The following is a 22,456-nucleotide window of genomic DNA, read 5'->3' as shown; positions in this document are numbered from 1 at the left end:
ATGTCAAAACGAATTGATTCTCATCAGCATTTTTGGCAATTTGATCCCGTTCGAGATAGTTGGATTGACGAAAGTATGCAAAGAATTCAAAGGGATTTTTTGCCTCAAGATCTTTTACCTGTTTTAGAAAAAAACAACTTTAAAGGCTGTGTTGCGGTTCAAGCGGATCAAACCGAGGAACAAACTCATTTCTTATTAGATTTAGCCAAGCAAAATGATTTCATCAAAGGAGTTGTAGGTTGGGTCGATTTATTGAATGAAAATATTGCCGACCGATTAGATTTCTTTTCTACCGAAAAAAAACTAAAAGGTTTCCGACACGTAGTACAAGGCGAAGCAGATGATTTTATGCTTCGGGATGATTTTAGACGAGGAATTGCCGCTTTGAAAACGCATAATTATACGTATGATATTCTAGTTTTTCATCGTCAATTGCCCGCTGCTATTGATTTGGCAAATCGTTTTCCTGACCAAGCTTTTGTTTTGGATCATATTGCTAAACCCGATATTAAATCAGGCGAAATTCAATCTTGGAAACAGAATATCATAGAATTGTCGAAAGCCGAAAATGTAATGTGCAAAATTTCTGGAATGGTCACCGAAGCTAATTGGAAAACATGGACGCCCGATGATTTAAAACCCTATCTGGATGTGGTTTTCGAAAACTTCACTCCCGAAAAGCTTATGTTTGGTTCCGATTGGCCCGTTTGCTTGGTCGCTTCTGAATATGAATTGGTGGTAAAAACCCTCGAAAATTATATTTCACAATTACCGATTGACCAGCAAGAAATGATTTGGTTTAAAAATGCAGAACGGTTTTATGGACTTTAAATTTAATTTATAATTAGATTTAAACAACCCTATCAACTTTGAAAATGTTGATAGGGTTTGTTTTTTAAATCCAAAATACCTTTTTTTACTTTAAAATAAATAACCATGATTACCGTTTCAACAGATAAAACTAAACTTGATGTTCCTTTCATCCAAAACTTTTTGAAGGATATTTATTGGGCAGCTGGAAGAACTATTGAAGAAGTGCAAATTTGTATTGACAGCTCGGTTTGCTTAGGGATTTATTTAGATGAAGTTCAAATTGGTTTTGCTAGAGTGATTACTGATTATGTGGTTTTTGGGTATGTAATGGATGTTTTTATTACCGAAGAAGAAAGAGGGAAAGGTTATTCGTCTATTTTAATTGAAGCAATGTTGGAAGAACCTGTTTTGAAAAATATTAAGATATGGCGATTGGCAACTTCGGATGCTCATTACTTATATGAAAAGTTTGGTTTTAAAACATTGGCTCACCCAGAAAAAATGATGGAAAAAATACTACTATGAATTTAGAAAGTTTTTACGAATATTGTTTGTCCAAAAAAGGCGTAACCGAACATTTTCCGTTCGATCAAGATACTTTGGTGTTTAAAGTGGGTGGAAAAATGTTTGCATTATCTTCATTATTACAATGGGAAAAAGGGAAACCTTCTGTTAACTTGAAATGCAATCCTGATTATGCCCTGGAATTACGCGCGCAATATGACGATGTCCAGCCGGCTTTTCACATGAGCAAGGTGCATTGGAACACCGTTGCCATCAACAGCGATGTTTCGGATAAATTTGTAAAGGAATTGATTGATGATTCTTATAATTTGGTTTTCAAAAGTTTAATCAAAAAAATCCAAAGCGAAATTCTGCAATTAAAAAATTAGGCATTACTTTTGTCTAACATTTTTAGAACATACTCAAATTAAAATATCATGATTGACAATATAAAAAAGTTCTTGAACGAAGAACAAGACCCAAAAGCCATCGAGAAAATCACTTCAAAATTGAATGATTTATTGATGAAAAATGAAGAAATTGGTTATATCGCCGTGCAGAAAAAACCAGCGATTACTGTTTTTCCAGATAGTATTGTGGTTACCAATAAAAGAATTATTATTTGCCAACCCAAAAACATGGGACTTTCGATGAATTTCACCGATTTTACTTGGGATGAAATCGAAGGAACTTTTATGAAAGAAAATATTTTGGGTTCCGAATTTTCGTTTTCGACCAAAACACAGATTCAAGTTTCCATTGATTACATTCCAAAAATTCAGGCCAGAAAGATTTCTACTTATGCCAAAGAACAATTGGATTTGTTGAAAAATCCTGTTGTTGCCGAAGAAGTAAAAGTTGAAATTCCAACTTATATTCCTGAAGAAATTGTGGAAGAAATGGAAACGGAAGAGGTAGTAAATTATGCCGAAATTATTCCAGCTATTTCTAGTTATTCAGAACCTGTTGTAGAAAGTTCAAACGCTTCAACTGAAAAAGCAACTAACGAATTAACACAAGACGAACTTTTTGCCAAACTTCAAAACTATAAAAAACTACTTGACAACGGATTGATTTTACAAGGCGAATATGACGCTTTGAAAAAAGAGATTTTGAGTTTGATGTAAAATTTTGAAATATTTTAAATAAAAAACAGATGCTGAATGATTCAACATCTGTTTTTTTATGAACTGAATTTTTATTGTTTTTTAGTAAGCTCCTAAATAAAAACTACCAGAAGCCGTTTTCAATTTAGCTCCTTTTGTAATGGTTTTGTTCTTCACATTTACAATATAAATGTTACCATCTACACCTGCTGGTGTTAATGGAAGATACACATTGTCACCAATAAGACCAATGTTTTGGTACTGACCTAAAGTCGTAGATAAACCTGCATTTGTTTCAATCTCTGTCGCTAATTTAGTTGCCGTTTTAGCATTCAAATCCACTAAAGCAACATATCCACCAGCTGCAGTTGTAGTGGTGTATAAAACAACCGCCACTCCATCTTTAACATATCTCCAAGCTCTGATACTTGCTCCAGTTATACCCAAAGCAGTATTCAAATTAAAATGATAAGTTGGGTCATAATCATTGGTTGTTTTGCTAATACGAATAATGTCTGCTCCCGAAGTTGCTGTAGCTTGGTACAAATGACCATCAGTACCCACGTACTGTGTCATAGTACGGTATCCGTGGTTGCTAGTTTTTGTTAAAGTAGAAGTAATAACTTTAGGATTTTTCAACGAAGGATAATCTACTACCAAAGTTTTTGTACCATTGATGTTCGCAGCATCACTTGGCCATGTAGGTACTCCAGCTGTGCTTATAGTAGGCGTTTTTGTAGGATCAACTTTAGCTACATTACAACCAATAAATAGTTTAGTCTTATCTGCATTTAACACAGGAACATCAATACGACCTACACTATAACCAGCTGCTCTTTCTGCATCTGTCCAAGGGAAATTGAATATAGCAGTATTCGTAATGGCTGTGTTATTCAAATCTATTGCTGCAATTTTCACTTCACAATCTCTGCTTTTGTAAACAAAGTTTGGAGCAGTTCCTTCATAAACAGTTGTTACTGTACCAGAATACACACCAACACCAATACCTTCGGCAGCTTTTACCCAACGAGGTGCTGTTCCTAGAATACTAGCAGTATTTAATTCATATCCTACTTCTGTATATTTTCCACCAGCAACACTGTATTTATTGAATACACCACCATCAGCTCCAGTATATTGGATATTATATAAAAATTTACCATCTTCTGAAGCTTGAACACGGGCAGTACGGCTTGATTTTAAAGCAAAACCTTCAACATATTCTGATCCGTTCATTTTAAAAAGATCTACTTCATAACTTGGGTTGGCAGCATTTTCTGGTGTAATGGCTAAAGCGCGAGTACCTCCATTTCCAGCGGTTCCTGTGTCGTCTGGAAAAGATCCTGTTAGGGAAATCCAACGGGTATTGTCTTCTCCAGGATTACTTCCTGAATCATTGTCGTCGTTGCTACAGCTTCCTAATGTAATGGCTGTAACGGTACTAAATAATACTGTTCTAAATAGATTTTTTTTCATGGTATTGATTAATTTGATTATAAAAATTTACTAAAGGTGTAATTCAATTTGAAGTAGATTCCTCTACCTGGTTTTTGTATGGCAAAATTGTCATAAATTTCTGCGTTAAACAGGTTTTTTACATCTATACTAGCTACTAGTTTTTTGGATGGAAAACGATAACTCGCACCCAAATCATGGGTAAATTGTCTTGGAGTTAATGACCATTCAGGTTGTCCCCAAACAATGTAATATTCGCCTACAAATCCTGCATTATAATAAGCGTTAAGTATGGATTTCTTTTGAAAAACATCATTAAAGCGATATTGAAAATTAGCATTCATCGTAAAATAAGGTTCGTTAGGCACTTGAAGACCAAACAAACTGTGTGCGTTGCCATTATCGTCAAGTTCTAGTTTGAACAGGTTGTTGAATTTGGAAATATTAAAGGAAGCATTCAATTTATTATTATAGACATAGATAATTTCTGCTTCAAAACCACGAGATTGTGTTTTGCCAAGATTGATATATCGAGTAGTTTGAATATCAGCATCAGCTTCTTCCTCAATTTCTGCCTCATTTACAACTTGTTGTGTGATTTTGTCGAATCCATTGCGCCAAAAAGCATTGGCATAGAAGGTTAATTTGTGTTTCCCAAAATCTATTGCGCCATAACGGAATCCTAAATTATAATTGATGTTTTTTTCTGGATCTAATCCAAGGTTCGGTTGAATGTTAATTTCAGGAGCTCCAAACAATTGAGTTTCTGTAGGCATAATATAAGAGTTCTCTGTGGATGCAATAATAAAAAGGCTTGAAATAACATTGTAAGATACTGTTGCTCCGTAACCAAAATTATAATTCGTTCTTGTGGTGTCTTTTTGAACAATTGAGCTTACTCCTTGATTATCCACTATTTCAAATCGTGTTTGATCAGTTCGATTGTTGGTGTACTTTCCTAAAATATTGGTTCTTAACTTTTTATTGAAAGTTTCAGCTTCATAATTCATCGAAATAATATTCTTTGAAACAATACTTTTTGTAGCCAAATCTCTTAAAGTTGGATTCAATAAATCTTCATCTTTTCTATCGGTCGATTCATATTTATGATTCAACGAAATACGATGTCCATTAGCAATCATATAACCCAAATTAGATCGTGCGTTAGTGATTTTTCTTTCGGTATTCGTAATTAATTTTGGTCCTTGCTGTCCGCCTTGCAATGTTTTAAGGGGTACTCTTTCTCCAAACTCAATAATTTCTCTAACGGTACCGTCCCAGTTATAAGCATATCCAACGGTATCTTGCAAATAGGTAGTACGATAGCTTCGTACCGCATTAATATTTAATGACAAATCTTTTACTAGAAAATTTCTTTTGTTGTAATTGAGTATTAAAGCATGAGCTTTGGTTTCATTGAATCGTCCTACATAAGGTACAGCCATAGTGGTTCCGTGCGGGATTTCGGTGTAATTGCTAGAACCATTATAGCCAATAAAAAACTGATCTGCCCATTTGGTATCGGCAAAACCAACTTCGGCTCGACCTCCAACCGATTCATAATCATTATTAAAACGCTTGGCTCGATAAGGTCTGGTGATTTGTTGCAAATGATTCACATAAGTCGTTGATCGTCCCCAAGTTTCAAAACTATTGTCGGTGTAAGTATAAAAACCAGAGCCTCTAAAAGAAAGTCCCGTTTTTTTATCACGATAAGTTGCGCTTAAATCCGATTGAAAAGTATTGAAAGAACCATAAGAAACTGCCGCAGTAGCATTATTTTGAGAGACATCTTTTTTCAATACCACATTGATAGCTCCACCCACATAATCACCGGTTAAATGCGAAGGCAAAATCCCTTTGTACACCTCGATACGCTCAATCATAGAAGGCGGTATGTTATTCAAATTGAAAGAAGAACCGAAAGTAGAAGCCTCAATTCCATCAATAAAAATTCCAATGGCACTTCCAGACATTCCGTTCAGGTTATACTCCACATTCGAGCCTATTCCTCCATTTTGTCTTACTCGAACACCAACAGAGCGGTCTAGTAATTCATTGGTGGTCAAATTTCGTAATGATGCTTCTTTGGTTTCTATAATAGCAACTGCAAAACCACTGGTTTCTAATTTCTTCTTTTTTGATTTTCCTTTTATTTCAACATTTTTTAAAGATTCGACTAAACTGTCTTTTTTAATTTTTTTTTCAGTTTTGGTAGTTTTTACTTTAGGCAGACTTTGCTGTGCAAACACAGAAATTACCAGTAAAAAAAATAGAATCGAGAAGCTATATTTTTGAAACATTTTGTTTTTATTATTTTTTTTAACAAAAATCTATTTTTAATTAGACTTATTATAAATAGATTTGCTGCAAAAATACTATCAGGATTCCGAAATTTGATAGGGAAAAACGGATTATAACTTTGTAAAAACGGATTAATATTTTGAAATTCAAATCGAAAATACTGACTCATCAAGAACCTATAATTACTATAGAAACTGCTGATTTGTTTAATCCAGCAAGTACTTTTTTAGAAGAAAAAATCAATATTCAAAATGGAAAAAGAGAAGAAATCACAAGTAAAAATTTAATTTCAGATGGTATAGTAATTCTAGATACTCAAATGCGATTTTCAACGCCACAAACTATTGAATCGGAAATAACAGGCGAATCTATTGTAATGAATTTTATTTGTTGCAACAATGTTGAAGCTATTATTGATCATGTAGAAAGCGAAAAATTTACAACAGAGAATACTCATAATATTCTGTACGCATCTAATTTTAATGCTTCATTCGAAATTCCTGCTTTTGAAGACATAAATTATTTATCGATTGTTTTGTCATTGGATTATTATCAGGAATTAATTAATGAAAATTGGAATCTTCATCCAAATTTCTCTGCAACTATTAGTCAAAAAAAATCCAGCTATTTAGCACCAAAATCTGTTCCTTTTAACCCCGCCATTCAATGGATTATTCACGAAATCAAAAGTTGCAAATACAAAGGAGCAATCCAAAAAATGTATTTAGATGCTAAAATAAAAGAACTTTTAATTCTACAACTGGAAGCCTTACTAGAAAAGTCTCAAAAGAAAAATATAACAATTCAAGATGAAGATTACCATAAATTATTAGAAGCCAAATCAATTCTTGAAGCCAATTTTACCAATGCACCCACACTTCCCGAACTTTCTAGAATGGTTTCTCTAAATGAGTTTAAATTAAAAAAAGGGTTTAAATCCTGTTTTGACACGACTATAAAAGGCTATGTAACCCAACTCCGAATGGAATATGCCAAAACTTTATTCCAAAATAAAGAATCCAATGTAGGCGAAGTCGCTTATAAATGTGGTTACAAAGATGTTTCACATTTTTCGGCTGCCTTTAAATTTTTCTACGGATTTACACCCATCAGTTTTCGAAAAATCAATTTAGGTGCAAAATTATATTTCTTGTATTGGGATTTTTTAGAGGTACTTTCGGTGGACGTACTTTCCCTAGATGTTTGTATGATTTAAGACTTTTTAAAGTGTTATCTTAATGTAATTATTTTTTTTATTTCAATAACATTCATAACAATAGCTTAATTTTTTTCATGGTTTAAATTAATGGTTGAAGCCTAGTTTTGCCTCAAAATTATTTAAACAAAACAAAATGAAAAGTAAATTTTTAGTTGTGATGCTCCTTTGTTTTACCCTGATGGGTTTTGCACAAAAAGGAGTTATTTCTGGAAAAGTATTAGACAAAGAAGACAAAATGCCTTTGCCTGGTGCGATGGTCGAATTGGTTGGAATGAACAAATACACCATTTCCGATCAAAACGGGCGATACGAATTTTTGAATATTACCCTAGGAACTTACACTGTTCAAGTAAAATATATTGGTTACACAGCTGCTACAGGCGAAGTGGTTTTGGCAGCAGGAGCTAACGGAATTTATAATTTCGAATTAGCCACTTCAGGTACTGAATTGAAAGAAGTGGTAATTGGTGACATTCTAAAAGGGCAAGCCAAAGCATTAAACCAACAAAAACACAACAAAAACATTGGTAACGTAATTTCTTCGGATCAAGTAGGTCGTTTTCCAGATGCAAATATTGGAGATGCCTTGAAAAGAGTTCCTGGAGTTACGATGCAAAATGACCAAGGGGAAGCCAGGAACATCATTATTAGAGGATTGGCTCCTTCGTTAAATTCGGTTACTTTGAACGGTGACAGAATTCCGTCTGCCGAAGGCGATAATAGAAATGTACAAATGGATTTGATTCCATCCGACATGATTTCTACGATTGAAGTAAGCAAAACATTAACCCCAGATATGGATGCCGATGCTATTGGAGGTTCTGTAAATTTGGTAACTCGTCCCACTCCAAACGGTGAAAGAATCTCGGCTACAGTAGCTGGAGGTTATTTGCCAATACGAGAAAATGCTTCTTACACCGCAGGTTTTGTGTATGGAAATCGTTTTTTCAGCAACAAATTTGGAGCTGTTTTGAGTGGTTCATATAATAATGTAGATTACGGTTCAGACAATATCGAAAACGAATGGGTAAAAGACGATTTTGGTAATGAATTCGTTCAGGCTTCTGAAATTAGAAAATACGATGTGCAACGTATTCGTAGAAGTGCTTCGTTGGCAATGGATTATAAATTCAACGAAAACAACACCATTTTTGCCAATGCGATTTACAATTGGAGAGACGATAGAGAAAACCGTTTCAGAACTACTTATGACGATATCGAAGCCATTTATGATGCTGTAGATGAAGAACAAATAGTAGGTTTTGAAGGTCGTGTAACCCGTCAAACAAAAGGAGGAGTTGATAACAACAGAAACAAAAGCAGAAGATTAGAAGACCAAAGAGTGCAAAATTACTCGCTTCGTGGAGAGCATTTAATCAATTCTAAATTGGATTTAGATTGGTCAACTAATTATTCTACCGCTAGAGAATACCGTCCGGGAGAGCGTTACCTTGATTACCGTCAAGAAGGTTTGGATGTAACTCAAGATTTATCCGATTTAAGATTTCCTTTGGTAAAAACTATTGGAGAATCATTGAATGATTTAGAATTAGATGGTATTTCTGAAAATACAGACGAAACCAAAGAAAGTGAATTTGGAGCTAAATTGAATGTTCGTTTCCCATTCACTATTATTCCAGCCGAAAAAGGAAGAATCAGAACGGGTCTTCGTCTTCGAATGAAAGAAAAATCAAGAAATAATTCGTTTTTCGCTTACGAACCAATCAATGGCGATATGGATGCTTTATCTCAAGTTCCAACTAGTTATTTTGATGGAAAAGATTTTAATCCAGGAAGTCAATTTGTGCCAGGCACTTTTGCATCGGCAAATTATCTGGGAAATCTAGATTTGAATAATGCTTCTTTATTCGATAAAGAATTGGATCCATCCGAATTTTTAGCAGTAAATTACAAAGCCAAAGAAAATATTTATGCGGCTTACGTAAGATGGGATCAGGATTTTAATGATAAATTGTCAATGGTGGTAGGTGCTCGTATAGAAAATACACACATTGATTATACAGCAAACCGTGTTTTGGACGAAGAAGAATTAGAAAGTGAAATTAACACAACCAATACGTACACCAATGTTTTGCCAAGTCTTACTTTTCAATACAATGCTACCAAAGATTTAGTTTTGAAAGCGGCAGCTACTACAGCTTTGGCTAGACCTAATTATTATGCACTAGCTCCTTACGTAAATAACGTTGCGTCTGATATGGAAATCACAGCTGGAAATCCAAACTTGGATGTTACTTATTCATACAATTATGATTTTATGGCAGAGAATTATTTCAAATCAGTTGGATTAATTTCTGGAGGCGTTTTCTATAAAAGATTGCAAGATTTCATTTATAACTACAGTGATAGTCAATACACAACAGCTAAATTTGCTGCTGATTTCCCAACGCAAGATAACCCAATTCCAGTAGGAGAAAATTGGACATTTGTTCAGCCAAAAAATGGAGATACTGTTGATGTTTATGGTTTTGAGTTTGCTTTTCAGCGTCAGCTGGATTTCTTCGAAAGTAAATTCTTGAAAGGATTCGGAATTTATTTGAACTATACTTACACCAAATCAGAAGCCAAAGGAATTGCGGATGAAGATGGAAATGAAAGAAAAAATATCAGTCTTCCGGGAACTGCTCCGCATATGTTTAATGGTTCATTATCTTGGGAAAACAAACGTTTCTCCGCTAGAGTTTCTACCAATTTTACTTCCGATTATTTAGACGAATTGGGGTCAGAAGAATACAACGACAGCTATTATGACAAACAGTTTTTTGTAGATGCGAATGCGGCCTATAAAATCACAAAGGACATCCGAATTTTTGCTGAAGCCAATAACCTGACCAATCAACCGTTGCGTTATTATCAAGGTGTTGAATCACATACTAAACAAGTAGAATACTATCAAGCTAGATATAATTTAGGATTGAAGTTTGACTTCTAAAAAACACAAACAATAAAATTTATAAATTAGACAGGATGTAACAATTCTGTCTAATTGCATTAAAAGAATTATCCAATGAAGAACACTAATATAATCTCAATTCTGTTTTTAAGCCTTTTCGTTACTTCTTGTAGCAATAAGTTGGCACCTATTCGCAAAGATGCCGTCAAACCAGCCATAGTAACTCAAACATTACCGCACGATACAGATGATCCCGCTATTTGGATTAATCCTGCCGATGCTACAAAAAGTATTATTATTGGTACCGATAAAGATACCGACGGTGGTTTGTATGCTTTTGATTTGAATGGAAAAATCATTGCCAAATCAGAAGTTCTAAAAAGACCCAACAATGTAGACATCGCTTATGGTTTGCTAATTGATGGCAAAAAAGTAGATGTTGCTGTAACAACAGAAAGAGAAAATAATCGAATTAGAATTTTCAGCTTACCCGATTTAAAACCAATTGACAATGGAGGAATTGCTGTTTTTGATGGTGAATTGCTACGTGATCCAATGGGGATTTCTTTATATACTCGCCCAAGTGACAATGCTATTTTCGCTATCGTTGGCAGAAAAAGTGGCCCTTCTGAAACCTATTTGTGGCAATACCAATTGACCGATGCAGGCAATGGAAAAGCGGGAGCGAATGTGGTTCGAAAATTCGGTAAATACAGTGGCAAAAAAGAAATCGAAGCCATTGCTGTAGATAATGAATTGGGTGTTCTTTATTATTGCGATGAACAATTCGGAATCAGAAAATACAAAGCCGATCCAGCCTTGAATGATAATACGGAATTAGCTCTTTTTGGTCAAAAGGATTTCAAAGCGGATAACGAAGGAATTGCTATTTATAAAACAACTGCAATAACTGGTTATATTTTGGTATCCAATCAGCAAGCGAATACTTTTATGGTGTATCCAAGAGAAGGAGCAAATGGTAATGCCAATGAATATACGTTATTAGCCGAAATTCCAACTTCTACCATAGAATGCGACGGCGCAGATGTAACGGCATTAAACCTTGGCGGCGCATTTCAAAAAGGAATGTTTGTAGCGATGAGCAACGGAATGACCTTTCATTTTTACAATTGGGAAGATTTTCAAAAACGAATTGATGCTGCTAAAAAGTAAATCTCAATTGTTTGGCTTAATAACAAAAAGAGCTGTTCGAAATGAACAGCTCTTTTTGATTAATCCAGTTTCGGCTCCCTCTCCTTTGGAGAGGGTTGGGGTGAGGAAAATAATTATTATTGAGGTGCTTTTTTAAGAATGTTAACCAAAAGAACTCCCCAAGAAATGATTAAAAATAATCCGCCAATAGGAGTAATAAATCCAATTGCTTTAAAATCAAAAGGAATAAAAAGACCATTGGTAGCCAATAAATAAATCGATCCTGAAAAGAAAATGATTCCAACAACAACTAAATTACAAATCATTCTTTTTGTTTTTTGGGAAATGGAAGACAATCCAATAAACAATAAAAATAAGGCGTGATACATTTGGTATTTCACTCCGGTTTCAAATGTAGAAAGCTGATCGATAGTTAAAACTTTTTTTAATGCGTGAGCGCCAAAAGCTCCTAAAATGATAGCGAGCATTCCGAAAATTGCTCCCGTAGAAATTATTTTTTTGTCCATTTTTTATTTTATTTTAAACACAAAAATATCGCTTTCTCATCAAACAAAATCAATTTTAACGATACTTTTTGCTATCCCTTTTTTATTTATGATTAACTTACATTTGTCTTAATAATTATAGTTATGAGAACAATTCTAATCATTGGAGCAGGAAGATCAGCTTCGTCATTAATTCAATACCTTTTAAACAAATCTGATGAAGAAAACCTGCATCTTATTATTGGTGATTTGTCATTGGCTTCCGCCCAAAAGAAAACCAATAATCATCCCAATGCTACCGCAATCGCTTTAGATATTTTCGAAAAAAATCAAAGACAGATGCTTATTCAAAAAGCTGACATCGTGATTTCGATGTTGCCTGCACATTTGCATATTGAAGTTGCCAGAGATTGTATTGTGCATAAAAAACATTTAGTAACTGCTTCTTATATTAGCGATGCGATGCAGGATTTGGATATTTTGGCCAAAGAAAATAATTTGATTTTTATGAATGAAGTCGGTCTTGATCCCGGAATTGACCACATGAGTGCGATGAAAGTCATCAACGAAATCAGAGCCAAAGGTGGAAAAATGCTATTGTTCGAATCCTTTTGCGGAGGTCTTGTAGCTCCAGAATCAGATACGAATCTGTGGAATTATAAATTTACTTGGGCGCCTCGAAATGTGGTGCTTGCCGGTCAGGGAGGAACTGCAAAATTTATCCAGGAAGGAACATATAAGTACATTCCTTATGGAAGTTTATTCCGTAGAACCGAATTTTTAGAAGTGGAAGGTTACGGACGATTTGAGGCTTATTCGAACCGTGATTCTCTGAAATATCTTGACGTTTATGGTTTGAAAGATGTGCTAACTTTGTACCGTGGAACCATTCGTAAAGTGGGTTTTTCCAAAGCTTGGAATATGTTTGTTCAACTCGGAATGACAGACGATAGTTATGTTATGGAAGGATCCGAAGATATGAGTTACCGCCAATTTGTAAATTCTTTTTTGCCTTATCACCCAACAGATTCTGTTGAAATCAAAATGCGTTTGATTCTGAAAATCGATCAAGACGATATTATGTGGGATAAATTATTGGAATTGGATTTGTTTAATCCCAATAAAAAAGTAGGTTTAAAAGACGCTACTCCAGCTCAAATTCTTGAAAAAATCCTAACAGATAGCTGGACATTGGAGCCAAATGATAAAGATATGATTGTGATGTATCATAAATTTGGCTACGAATTGAATGGTAAAAAACAGCAAATCGATTCCAAAATGGTTTGCATTGGCGAAGATCAAATCTATACCGCAATGGCGAAAACGGTTGGTTTGCCTGTTGCCATAACAACCTTATTAATCCTGAACGGAAAGATTAAAACACCTGGAGTACAACTCCCAATTCGGGAAGAGGTGTATTTACCTATTTTGAAAGAATTGGAAGAATATGGAGTGGTTTTCAAAGAACAAGCAATGCATTATTTGGGGTATAATCCTTGATGAATAGATTTATGTATATCTAGTGGAGTTTATCTTTGTCAAAGTTTCAAACTTTGACAAAGTTTACAAAAAAGATTTATTTCGATAGTTCCACAAAATACTTATAATACAACGGAATCGTTTCAATTCCTTTCAGGTAATTAAAAATCCCGAAATGTTCGTTTGGTGAATGAATTGCATCGCTGTCTAAACCAAATCCCATCAAAATGGTTTTGCTTTTTAATTCTTTTTCGAATAAGGCAACAATAGGAATACTTCCGCCAGAACGCACCGGAATTGCTGGAACTCCAAAGGTTTCGGTATAGGCTTTGTTGGCGGCTTTGTAACCAATGCTGTCCGTTGGCGTTACATAGCCTTGTCCGCCGTGATGCGGTTTTACTTTTACTTTCACTCCAGCTGGAGCTATGCTTAAAAAGTGTTTGGTAAATAATTCTGTGATTTCTTCCCAATCCTGATTCGGAACCAATCGCATCGAAATTTTGGCGAAAGCCTGACTCGCAATAACGGTTTTAGCTCCTTCGCCGATGTATCCACCCCAAATTCCGTTCACGTCAAGCGTTGGGCGAATCGAGTTTCTTTCGTTGGTTACATAGCCTTTTTCGCCATAGACATCATTTAAGTCCAAAGCTTTTTTGTAATCTTCTAAAACGAAGGGTGCTTTTGCCATTTCGGCTCTTTCTTCAAGAGATAATTCTTCAACTTTGTCGTAAAAACCGGGAATGGTAACTCGATTATTTTCGTCGTGAAGCGTAGCAATCATTTTAGCTAAAACGTTGATAGGATTGGCAACAGCACCGCCATACAAACCAGAATGTAAATCTCTATTGGGTCCAGTAACTTCGACTTCTACATAACTTAAACCACGCAATCCAGTGGTGATAGAAGGTTGTTGGTTGGAAATCATTCCGGTATCCGAAATTAAAATTACATCACATTTTAGTTTTTCCTGATTGCCTTCTACAAACCAGCTCAAACTTTTGGAACCAATTTCTTCCTCGCCTTCAATCATAAATTTCACATTACAAGGCAAAGTATTCGATTGAATCATATATTCCAATGCTTTGACGTGCATGAACATTTGACCTTTATCGTCGCAGGAGCCTCTGGCAAAAATGGCACCATCGGGATGAATTTCGGTTTTTTTTATAACCGGTTCGAATGGTGGAGAAGTCCATAATTCGATTGGATCGGCGGGTTGTACATCGTAATGTCCATAAACCAAAACAGTTGGTAAGCTGGAATCAATTATTTTTTCGCCATACACAATTGGGTTTCCGGGTGTGTCACAAATTTCGACAAAATCGCAACCTGCTTTCTCTAGGCTCACTTTTATAGCATCGGCGGTATTGATAATGTCTTGATGGTAAGCGGCATCAGCGCTTACAGAAGGCATTTTTAAGAGTTCGAATAATTCGCTGATAAAACGGTCTTTATGCTGTTGAACGTAGGCTTTTATAGTTTCCATAGTAGGTTTAAATTTTTCTCTTTCAAAAGTACAAAAAAGAGAATAAATATTTTTCTATAAATTCCTTTGAAAATTAGAAGTTATGTTTATCTTTGCACTCACAATTTTAGCGGATATGGTGAAATTGGTAGACATGCCAGACTTAGGATCTGGTGCCGCAAGGCGTGTAGGTTCGAGTCCTATTATCCGCACTTTATGAATCCTTTAAGCATTGTAAATTAACGCTTAAAGGATTCTTTATTTTGCACTATCCCCTATTCACCCAAACATTTAATAAATCAAAATCGGCTGTTGCAAAAATTTGCGACAGCCGATTTTTTTATAGGACGCTATATTAATAATTTAATATCCAGAATTAGTAGTTTATTTTCTAAACTTTACTCTAATTTCTGTAATCTAGAGCGTCTTTGATATAGTGTAAATTTAAAGAAAAAATTTAAATAAAAAAATATTTTCCTTATTTATATCAATCATTTAATTCAAAAGCACATCCAATTCTTTAATTAATTGGGGATTTGATGGCCTTTCTGCTACAGCTTTAACTACTTTACCACTTGGATCAATCAAAATAAATCTGGGAATACTAGTCACACCAAAACTTTTGGCAAATTCAGAATTCCAATCATTATCTGCAATCAACTGAACTCCTCCCAAATTTTTTTCTTTTACCATTGTTTCCCATTTCTTAAAATCCGTTTGTTTATCTATAGAAATACTCACAAAGACAATATTCTTATTGTGGTATTTTTGCTCGATAGTCTGCAAAAATGGAATTTCTTTAATGCAAGGTCCACACCAAGTTGCCCATAAATCAATATAAACATATTTCCCTTTAAAATCCTCTAACTTTGTTTTTATCCCTTTGTAATTGCGATAATTAAAACTTGGAGAAAGCGTTCCATTCATTTTATTTAATTCCGCATTTTTCAACTCACGCTCTTTATTTCTAGAAGCTAGTGTTTCTTTATTTTTCTTAATAACATCCTCCAATTTAGCATATTGAACACCTATCTCTTTTTTCATTGTAGCATTCACTTGCGGATCCACAATATATTTATCTATTCTTGCTTTATCAGACTGTTCCATCTCTTCTATCTTTTTCTTTAGAGCAATTTCGTCTAATAAGAACAATCCTTTAATATCGATTTTTTTAATTGCAATAGCAGATTGAGCAATATAATTATTCATTTCAGAGCCAACACCAGAAAAAACAATAGTTTTATCAATATTATTAGCATCCATTTTTAGTTTTAAATCTGAATTATTATCAAGAGAAACTAAAGTATATTGCTTACCATCGAATAATCTGTAATTTCCTTTAACCACTTTCAAGGTGTCTTTGTAAACTCCATCACTATTTTTTACAAATTTTTTCACGACCTTATCTTTCATCATAAGATAAATAGGCTCATTCAAATTAGTAATATCAGCTTCAAAAGTGGCATATTCTTTAGTTTGACCATAATTTGTACTCGAAAAAAGACACAGTAATACCATTAAAAATAAATTCTTCATATTTTTTTTATTTAGACTTCAAATATAAAGAAATAGCTTATAAAAAAATACAATCCTAAAATATCTTACTTTATATTTCATCTTGCCGAATAGTTTTTAGGATTAAGTTGTTTTTTGTTTTTACTTTTGCACTCTAAAAAATTATTTCAATGTACAGAAGTCATAATTGTGGCGAATTGAACGCCTCACATATCAATACCGAAGTTACGCTTGCAGGATGGGTTCAAAAATCAAGAGACAAAGGTTTTATGAATTGGGTCGATTTGCGCGACCGTTACGGAGTTACCCAATTAATTTTTGACGAAAGTCGTACCGATAAAACCGTCTTCGAACTAGCTAAAACTCTTGGTCGTGAATTTGTGATTCAAGCCAAAGGAATCGTTATTGAGCGTGAAGCCAAAAATCCGAATCTGTCAACTGGAGATATCGAGATTTTGGTTACTGAAATGAAAATATTGAATGCAGCGCTTACTCCTCCTTTCACCATTGAAGATGAAACCGATGGTGGCGAAGACATTCGAATGAAATACCGTTACTTGGATATTCGTAGAAATCCGGTAAAAAACAGTTTGCTTTTCCGTCATAAAGTAGCGATGGAAGTGCGTAAATACCTTTCAGATTTAGATTTCTGCGAAGTAGAAACGCCTTATTTGATTAAATCGACTCCAGAAGGAGCCCGAGATTTTGTTGTTCCTTCCCGTATGAACGAAGGACAATTTTATGCTTTACCACAATCCCCACAAACTTTCAAACAATTGTTAATGGTAGGTGGAATGGACAAATATTTCCAAATCGTGAAATGTTTCCGTGACGAAGATTTGCGTGCCGATCGTCAGCCAGAGTTTACACAAATCGATTGCGAAATGGCATTTGTGGAACAAGAAGATATTTTGAATGTTTTCGAAGGATTGACCCGTCATTTATTAAAAGAAATCAAAGGAATTGATGTAGATAAATTTCCTCGTATCACTTACGATTACGCAATGAAAACCTATGGAAATGACAAACCAGACATTCGTTTCGGAATGGAATTTGGCGAATTGAACGAATTTGCACAGCACAAAGAATTTCCAGTTTTCAACGCTGCGGAATTGGTTGTTGGAATTGCCGTTCCAGGAGCAGGAAATTATACCCGTAAAGAAATTGACGGATTAATCGATTGGATGAAACGTCCACAAATTGGTGCCAGCGGAATGGTTTATGTAAAATGCAACGAAGATGGAACATTCAAATCATCGGTTGATAAATTCTACGACCAAGAAGATTTGACCAATTGGGCGAAAACAACTGGAGCAAAAGCTGGAGATATGATTTTTGTACTTTCTGGTCCAGCCGATAAAACCAGAACACAACTTTCTACTTTAAGAATGGAATTGGCAACTCGCTTGGGATTAAGAAATCCAGCAGAATTTGCTCCACTTTGGGTAATTGATTTCCCATTATTGGAATTAGACGAAGAAAGTGGTCGTTATCATGCAATGCACCATCCTTTCACTTCTCCAAAACCAGAAGACATGAAGCTTTTGGAAACTAAACCAGGAAAAGTCCGCGCTAATGCTTATGACATGGTCTTGAATGGAAACGAAATTGGTGGAGGTTCAATTCGTATTCACGACAAAGCGACTCAACAATTAATGTTTAAATATTTAGGTTTCACACCAGAACAAGCCAAAGAGCAATTTGGATTCCTGATGGACGCTTTCCAATTTGGCGCACCACCACACGGAGGATTGGCTTTTGGATTAGACCGCTTGGTTGCAATCCTTGGTGGCCAAGAGACCATTCGTGATTTTATTGCATTTCCAAAAAACAATTCTGGTAGAGATGTCATGATTGATGCCCCATCAGCAATAGATGAACTGCAATTAAACGAACTACACATTAAACTAGATTTATTGTAGAAAACAGTTCAAACCAACTAGAAAACGTTGAATATCAAATATTTTAATAATATTTTGTATAATATATCTTTCGTATTGTATTAAATATTACATTTGTCATATTATAAATTATTATTACAATTACAATGCGTACAGGTACAGTAAAATTTTTCAATGAATCAAAAGGTTACGGATTCATTACAGACGAAGAAACAGGAAAAGACATTTTTGTTCATGCATCAGGAATCACTGCGGAAGAACTTCGCGAAGGTGATAGAGTTAGTTATGAAGAAGAAGAAGGAAGAAAAGGAAAAGTTGCTGCGAAAGTAGCAGTTATCTAAATCATTTCTTTTACAACAAATGCTTAAAGCGTTTCGATTAAATCGAGACGCTTTTTTTTTGACACAAAAAATAACAAATCATTTAATTTCAACTTTATTTATAATGATTAAAAATAAAGTGTTAATTATATGTTTTAGCAAACTATTGTGTGTTTTATTCTTGTGTTTTAATTACCCGAAACCTATCTTTGTAACTTATTCTAATATAAAAGTTATATTCATTATGCAATCAAGCCAATTAGATTATTTCCCAATAATAATGCAAGCGCTTTTAGCCATAGGATTTGTAGCAGGAACAATTGTAGTTTCAGGTAAATTAGGACCAAAAAGATCATCTGAAATTAAAGATGAAAACTTTGAATGTGGTATTGAATCTCTTGGTAGTGCTCGAATTCCTTTTTCAGTTAAATATTTCCTTGTCGCTATCTTATTTGTACTTTTTGATGTCGAAGTAATTTTTCTTTACCCTTGGGCTATCAATTTCAAAGAATTAGGCATGGAAGGGTTAGTCAAAATGATGATTTTTATGGCTTTATTATTGGTAGGTTTTTTCTACATCATCAAGAAAAAAGCACTGGAGTGGGAATAAAAACAATTACGAATTAGAAATTATGAATGACAAAATTCTAATTTCTAAAATGTTTAAATTTTAATTATGAACTCATAATTCATAATTTACAATTCATAATTACAAAGATGAGTGATTCAAATATAAAAATGGTTGCCCCACCTGAAGGCGTTTCTGGCGAAGGTTTTTTTGCTACAAAATTGAATGATGTTGTGGGATTAGCTCGTGCCAATTCACTTTGGCCATTACCTTTTGCCACTTCTTGTTGCGGAATTGAATTTATGGCAACAATGGCTTCTCATTATGATTTAGCCCGTTTTGGTTCTGAACGTGTGAGTTTTTCTCCTCGTCAAGCTGATATGTTGTTAGTTATGGGAACTATTTCAAAAAAAATGGGACCAATTTTACGTCAGGTTTACGAACAAATGGCAGAACCTCGTTGGGTAATTGCTGTTGGAGCTTGTGCTTCTTCTGGCGGTGTTTTTGACACTTATTCAGTCTTACAAGGAATAGACAAAGTAATTCCAGTTGATGTTTATGTTCCTGGTTGTCCGCCAAGACCTGAACAAATTGTGGACGGTGTAATGAGATTACAAGAGCTAGTAAAAAGTGAATCGGTAAGAAGAAGAAGTTCTCCTGAATATCAGGAATTGTTGGCTTCGTATAACATAAAATAAGCAAATGAGTTTAGAATCGACAACAATTCAGGATAAATTAGCGGAAATGTTTGGTGAAAACGTTTTCCATTTCAATCAAGAAAAAGATATATTTTCATTTGAAGTAGCAGCCGACAAGATTACCGCTGTTGTTCTTTTTTTGAAAAATGACCCTGCATTAAAATTTCATTTTTTGACAGATTTATGTGGAGTTCATTATCCAGATAACGAAATCGAAAGACAATTTGCAGTAGTTTATCATTTGCACAATTGGTATGAGAACAAACGCATCAGAATAAAAGTTTTTATCAATGGAGAAATACCAAAAATTAAAACTTTGACTACTATTTTTCCAACTGCAAACTGGATGGAAAGAGAAACTTGGGATTTTTACGGCATCGATTTTATTGGTCATCCACAATTAAAACGCATTTTAAATATGGATGAAATGGTATCACATCCTATGCGAAAAGAATTTCCGATGGAAGACGGCGGAAGAACAGACAAAGACGATCGTTTCTTTGGAAGAACAGTACATAATAATTAGAAATTAAAAATTACGAATTACGAATGGATTGCGTAATTCTAATTTTAGAATATAAAAACAGAACAAAATAGATTGCCAATTTACTTTTAAGAAATTGATTTTTAATTCGTAATTCGTAATTCGTAATTGATTATAAATGTCAGAACTATTATTACCACCAGAGCATCGCTATGCTGAAATTATAAAAAACAGGGTAAATGAAGACGGAAGCGAGCTTTCGATTTTGAATTTAGGTCCAACGCACCCAGCTACACACGGTATTTTCCAAAATATTTTGTTGATGGATGGAGAAAAAATTCTAGAAGCTGAACCAACCATTGGCTACATTCATAGAGCTTTTGAAAAAATTGCCGAAAATCGCCCTTTTTATCAAATCACACCACTTACTGACAGAATGAACTATTGCTCCTCTCCTATCAACAATATGGGATGGTGGATGACTTTGGAAAAATTATTAGATATTGAAGTTCCTAAAAGAGTTCAATATTTAAGAGTTATCGTGATGGAATTGGCCAGAATCACAGATCATATTATCTGTAATTCGATTCTTGGTGTAGATACTGGTGCTTACACTGGTTTCTTATATGTTTTCCAATTTAGAGAGAAAGTTTACGAAATCTACGAAGAGATTTGTGGTGCTCGTTTGACAACCAATATGGGAAGATTAGGTGGTTTCGAAAGAGATTGGTCACCAGAAGCTTTCCGCAAATTAGACGTGTTTTTGAAAGATTTTCCAGTTGCTTGGAAAGAATTCGAAAACTTGTTTGAAAGAAACAGAATTTTTATTGACAGAACTGTAAACGTTGGTCCAATTACTGCCGAAATGGCGATGGCTTACGGATTTACAGGTCCAAATTTACGTGCTGCCGGAGTTGATTATGACGTTCGTGTGGCACATCCTTACTCCTCTTACGAAGATTTTGATTTCATCGTTCCTGTTGGAAAATCAGGCGATACGTACGACCGTTTTTGTGTTCGTAATGCCGAAGTTTGGGAAAGTTTAAGCATTATTCGTCAGGCATTAGACAAAATGCCAGAAGGAAATGTATTTCACGCTGATGTTCCTGAATATTATTTGCCTCCAAAAGAAGATGTGTATCACGATATGGAATCTTTGATTTATCATTTCAAGATTGTAATGGGAGAAATTCCTGTTCCGGTTGCCGAAGTGTATCATGCGGTTGAAGGTGGAAACGGAGAAGTAGGTTTTTATTTGGTAACCGATGGAAGTAGAACTCCTTATAGACTTCACTTCCGCAGACCTTGTTTTATTTATTATCAGGCTTATCCCGAAATGATAAAAGGAGCAATGCTTTCGGATGCGATTGTTATTTTGTCAAGTTTAAATGTTATTGCCGGAGAATTAGACGCTTAAAATCAATTAAAAATTGAGAATTAAAAATTAAAAATTTAATTCGATAGAAAATCTTTGTGAACGTTGTGCCTTCTTTGTGCACTTTGTGGTTAAAAGAAATAAAAATGGAAAGAACAGATTATAAACAAGAAATAAATATGACCGAAGCCTTGATGACTCGCATCAATGAATTAATCAGTCATTATCCTGAAGGAAAGCAAAAATCGGCTTTGTTGCCTGTTTTGCACGAAGTTCAGGATGCTCACAACAATTGGTTGAGTATTGAATTGCAAGACAAAGTAGCCGAAATATTGTCGATAAAACCAGTCGAAGTGTATGAAGTGGTTTCATTTTATACGATGTTCAACAGACGACCTATTGGAAAATATATGTTTGAATTTTGTCAAACCTCTCCTTGTTGTTTGAATGGTGTTGAAGATTTAATGGATTATACCTGCGAAAAATTGGGCGTTGGAATTGGAGAAACAACTGCTGATGGACTTTTTGAAGTTAGAGGAGTTGAATGTTTAGGTGCTTGTGGTTATGCTCCAATGATGCAATTGGGTGATTTTTACAAAGAACACCTGACCAAAGAAAAAGTAGATCAGATTATTGCTGATTGTAGAGATAATAAAATTACGTTACACGATAAATAAT

The 22,456-nt window shown here is 34.6% G+C and carries 20 protein-coding genes and 1 tRNA gene; 16 read left to right on the top strand and 5 right to left on the bottom strand.

Going from position 1 to position 22,456, the window contains the following annotated elements; all coding sequences use genetic code 11:
- The 4 genes from OZP15_RS03570 (at position 1) to OZP15_RS03555 (ending at position 2,444) form a co-directional block, all read left to right on the top strand.
- Positions 1 to 831, top strand: a complete 831-nt coding sequence (locus tag OZP15_RS03570; RefSeq protein WP_281337029.1) for an amidohydrolase family protein — start codon at positions 1 to 3, stop codon at positions 829 to 831.
- A gap of 105 nt (positions 832 to 936) precedes the next feature.
- On the top strand, positions 937 to 1,338 hold the full coding sequence (locus tag OZP15_RS03565; RefSeq protein ID WP_269227103.1) for a GNAT family N-acetyltransferase: 402 nt from the start codon (positions 937 to 939) through the stop codon (positions 1,336 to 1,338).
- Positions 1,335 to 1,706 carry an MmcQ/YjbR family DNA-binding protein gene (locus tag OZP15_RS03560; protein ID WP_281337028.1) on the top strand — a complete coding sequence of 124 codons (372 nt, stop codon included), beginning with the start codon at positions 1,335 to 1,337 and terminating at the stop codon, positions 1,704 to 1,706. Before OZP15_RS03565 ends, OZP15_RS03560 begins: the two co-directional genes overlap by 4 nt.
- Positions 1,707 to 1,754: 48 nt before the next feature.
- A complete protein-coding gene (locus OZP15_RS03555; RefSeq protein WP_269227102.1) occupies positions 1,755 to 2,444 on the top strand; it encodes a PH domain-containing protein in 690 nt (229 codons plus the stop codon).
- An 81-nt stretch (positions 2,445 to 2,525) separates the two neighbouring features.
- Here the strand turns inward: OZP15_RS03555 and OZP15_RS03550 are convergent, their stop codons facing one another.
- Both OZP15_RS03550 and OZP15_RS03545 read right to left on the bottom strand, forming a co-directional pair.
- Entirely contained in the window at positions 2,526 to 3,899 is a 1,374-nt protein-coding gene (locus OZP15_RS03550; protein ID WP_269227101.1) for a DUF4374 domain-containing protein, read from the bottom strand.
- A gap of 17 nt (positions 3,900 to 3,916) precedes the next feature.
- The gene (locus OZP15_RS03545; protein WP_281337027.1) at positions 3,917 to 6,181 is read right to left on the bottom strand and encodes a TonB-dependent receptor; all 2,265 of its coding nucleotides are present in this window, start codon (positions 6,179 to 6,181) and stop codon (positions 3,917 to 3,919) included.
- A gap of 140 nt (positions 6,182 to 6,321) precedes the next feature.
- Between OZP15_RS03545 and OZP15_RS03540 the strand changes: the two genes are divergently transcribed.
- From OZP15_RS03540 to OZP15_RS03530, 3 genes are all read left to right on the top strand, one after another.
- Complete coding sequence (locus OZP15_RS03540; RefSeq protein ID WP_281337026.1) at positions 6,322 to 7,398, top strand: helix-turn-helix domain-containing protein; 1,077 nt, start codon at positions 6,322 to 6,324, stop codon at positions 7,396 to 7,398.
- Positions 7,399 to 7,534: 136 nt separating this feature from the next.
- Positions 7,535 to 10,354: a TonB-dependent receptor gene (locus OZP15_RS03535; protein ID WP_281337025.1), complete on the top strand. Its 2,820-nt coding sequence runs from the start codon at positions 7,535 to 7,537 to the stop codon at positions 10,352 to 10,354.
- Between the two features lie 75 nt (positions 10,355 to 10,429).
- Positions 10,430 to 11,488 (top strand): phytase, encoded by a 1,059-nt coding sequence (locus tag OZP15_RS03530; RefSeq protein ID WP_281337024.1) that lies wholly within the window; start codon positions 10,430 to 10,432, stop codon positions 11,486 to 11,488.
- 116 nt (positions 11,489 to 11,604) lie between these two features.
- Here OZP15_RS03530 and OZP15_RS03525 read toward each other — a convergent pair whose 3' ends face one another.
- Positions 11,605 to 11,994, bottom strand: coding sequence for a DUF423 domain-containing protein (locus OZP15_RS03525; RefSeq protein ID WP_281337023.1), 390 nt, complete (start codon positions 11,992 to 11,994; stop codon positions 11,605 to 11,607).
- Between the two features lie 123 nt (positions 11,995 to 12,117).
- On the opposite strand from OZP15_RS03525, the gene OZP15_RS03520 reads away from it, so the two are divergent.
- A complete protein-coding gene (locus OZP15_RS03520; protein WP_281337022.1) occupies positions 12,118 to 13,473 on the top strand; it encodes a saccharopine dehydrogenase family protein in 1,356 nt (451 codons plus the stop codon).
- A 76-nt stretch (positions 13,474 to 13,549) separates the two neighbouring features.
- Here the strand turns inward: OZP15_RS03520 and OZP15_RS03515 are convergent, their stop codons facing one another.
- Complete coding sequence (locus OZP15_RS03515; protein WP_269227095.1) at positions 13,550 to 14,938, bottom strand: dipeptidase; 1,389 nt, start codon at positions 14,936 to 14,938, stop codon at positions 13,550 to 13,552.
- Between the two features lie 109 nt (positions 14,939 to 15,047).
- Here OZP15_RS03515 and OZP15_RS03510 point away from each other — a divergent pair.
- Positions 15,048 to 15,129: transfer RNA gene (locus OZP15_RS03510), tRNA-Leu, on the top strand.
- A gap of 283 nt (positions 15,130 to 15,412) precedes the next feature.
- Here the strand turns inward: OZP15_RS03510 and OZP15_RS03505 are convergent.
- The gene (locus OZP15_RS03505; RefSeq protein WP_281337021.1) at positions 15,413 to 16,453 is read right to left on the bottom strand and encodes a TlpA family protein disulfide reductase; all 1,041 of its coding nucleotides are present in this window, start codon (positions 16,451 to 16,453) and stop codon (positions 15,413 to 15,415) included.
- Positions 16,454 to 16,602: 149 nt separating this feature from the next.
- On the opposite strand from OZP15_RS03505, the gene aspS reads away from it, so the two are divergent.
- From aspS to OZP15_RS03470, 7 genes are all read left to right on the top strand, one after another.
- Positions 16,603 to 18,354 carry an aspartate--tRNA ligase gene (gene aspS, locus OZP15_RS03500; protein ID WP_281337020.1) on the top strand — a complete coding sequence of 584 codons (1,752 nt, stop codon included), beginning with the start codon at positions 16,603 to 16,605 and terminating at the stop codon, positions 18,352 to 18,354.
- A gap of 125 nt (positions 18,355 to 18,479) precedes the next feature.
- A complete protein-coding gene (locus OZP15_RS03495; protein ID WP_269227093.1) occupies positions 18,480 to 18,674 on the top strand; it encodes a cold-shock protein in 195 nt (64 codons plus the stop codon).
- 223 nt (positions 18,675 to 18,897) lie between these two features.
- Complete coding sequence (locus OZP15_RS03490; protein WP_269227092.1) at positions 18,898 to 19,263, top strand: NADH-quinone oxidoreductase subunit A; 366 nt, start codon at positions 18,898 to 18,900, stop codon at positions 19,261 to 19,263.
- A 107-nt stretch (positions 19,264 to 19,370) separates the two neighbouring features.
- Positions 19,371 to 19,919: an NADH-quinone oxidoreductase subunit B gene (locus OZP15_RS03485; protein WP_281337019.1), complete on the top strand. Its 549-nt coding sequence runs from the start codon at positions 19,371 to 19,373 to the stop codon at positions 19,917 to 19,919.
- Between the two features lie 4 nt (positions 19,920 to 19,923).
- Positions 19,924 to 20,445, top strand: coding sequence for an NADH-quinone oxidoreductase subunit C (locus OZP15_RS03480; RefSeq protein WP_269227091.1), 522 nt, complete (start codon positions 19,924 to 19,926; stop codon positions 20,443 to 20,445).
- Positions 20,446 to 20,581: 136 nt separating this feature from the next.
- Complete coding sequence (locus OZP15_RS03475) at positions 20,582 to 21,820, top strand: NADH-quinone oxidoreductase subunit D (RefSeq protein ID WP_269227090.1); 1,239 nt, start codon at positions 20,582 to 20,584, stop codon at positions 21,818 to 21,820.
- A gap of 104 nt (positions 21,821 to 21,924) precedes the next feature.
- Positions 21,925 to 22,455 (top strand): complex I 24 kDa subunit family protein, encoded by a 531-nt coding sequence (locus OZP15_RS03470; RefSeq protein WP_269227089.1) that lies wholly within the window; start codon positions 21,925 to 21,927, stop codon positions 22,453 to 22,455.
- The last annotated feature ends 1 nt before the right edge of the window (position 22,456 follow it).

The organism is Flavobacterium eburneipallidum (assembly GCF_027111355.2).
Lineage (GTDB): Bacteria > Bacteroidota > Bacteroidia > Flavobacteriales > Flavobacteriaceae > Flavobacterium > Flavobacterium eburneipallidum.
This window is presented reverse-complemented; position numbering and strand designations above follow the sequence as displayed.